Origin of the sequence: Streptomyces sp. NPDC048483, assembly GCF_040651455.1 — a bacterium.
In the GTDB taxonomy this organism is placed as follows: Bacteria; Actinomycetota; Actinomycetes; order Streptomycetales; family Streptomycetaceae; genus Streptomyces.
This window is the reverse complement of record NZ_JBEZJZ010000268.1, coordinates 1-1,144: the sequence shown is the minus strand read 5'-3', so window position 1 is coordinate 1,144 and position 1,144 is coordinate 1. Positions and strand designations below refer to the sequence as shown.

Annotated in this window: 1 protein-coding gene and 1 pseudogene; both read right to left on the bottom strand. The window is 69.1% G+C overall.

Annotation, left to right across the window (positions count from 1 at the left end; all coding sequences use genetic code 11):
• On the bottom strand, window positions 1-738 hold a 738-nt coding region (locus AB0D04_RS42730), incomplete at its 3' end, for a beta-ketoacyl synthase N-terminal-like domain-containing protein (RefSeq protein ID WP_362712893.1).
• A 50-nt stretch (window positions 739-788) separates the two neighbouring features.
• A pseudogene (locus AB0D04_RS42725) lies at window positions 789-1,144 on the bottom strand (polyketide synthase); the annotation flags it as partial.

The window sequence follows — 1,144 nt, the reverse complement described above, 5'->3', positions numbered from 1 at the left end:
CCCGCCCTGCCGGGTGAATCCGGCGAAGCTCATCGGCGAGGACATCACCGTCACGCCTCCGGCCAGCGCCAGCGAGCACTCGCCGTTGCGCAGCGCGTGGGCCGCCAGGTGCAGCGAGACGAGCGAGGACGAGCACGCCGTGTCGACGGTGACGGCCGGACCCTCCAGGCCGAAGGTGTACGAGAGCCGCCCGGACAGAATGCTGCCGGCGAGGCCGGTGCTGCCGTGCCCCTCGATGTCCTCGCGGGAGTTCATCACGGCGTTGATGTAGTCGACACCGCTCGTGCCCACGAAAACACCGGTCTCGGTGCCCCGAAGGGATCCGGGATCGATTCCGGCGCGCTCCAGTGCTTCCCAGGAGGTCTCCAGCAGGATGCGCTGCTGGGGGTCCATCGCCACGGCCTCGCGGGGCGAGATGCCGAAGAAGTCCGCGTCGAACGAGGCGGCGTCGACGAAGCCGCCTTCGGCCGTCGCGCTGCTGCCGCTTCCGTCGCTGGTGAGGACGTCGAGGTTCCAGCCGCGGTCCGTGGGGAATGCCGAGATGCCGTCCCGGCCGTCCTCCAGTAGCCGCCAGAGTTCTTCCGGCGATCGCACCCCACCCGGCAGTCGGCAGGACATCCCGACAATGGCTATGGGCTCCTGCTTGGCGGACTCGGCCTCGCGAAGCCGTTGGCGGGTCTGGTGCAAGTCGTTCGTGACCCACTTGAGGTAGTCAACGAGCTTGTTGTCGTGTGGCATGACGTGGAACCTTCCGCGTGAATAATCCGCGTGAATAAGGGGAGCCGGACTCAGCGATCGCTGTGACGGCCGAGCTCGTTGTCGATGAAGGCGAAGATCTCGTCCGTACTGGCCGCGCCGATCCGCTCGGCGACCTCTGCGCCGTCCTGCTCCGCTTCGGCGCCTCGCCAGCCGTCCAGGATCTGCGCCAGACGGGTGGCGACCGCGGCCCTGGTGCGGGCGTCGGGCTCGCTTGTGGCGAGCGCGGAGTCGAGCCGTTCAAGCTCCGCCAGGAGGGCTGGTCCGGTGGCGGCCTCGGCCACGAGCTCCGAGACGAGGTGTTCGGCGAGTGCGGTGGGGGTGGGGTAGTCGAAGACGAGGGTGGCGGTCAGCCGCAGGCCCGTGGCGGTGGAGAGCCGGTTGCGCA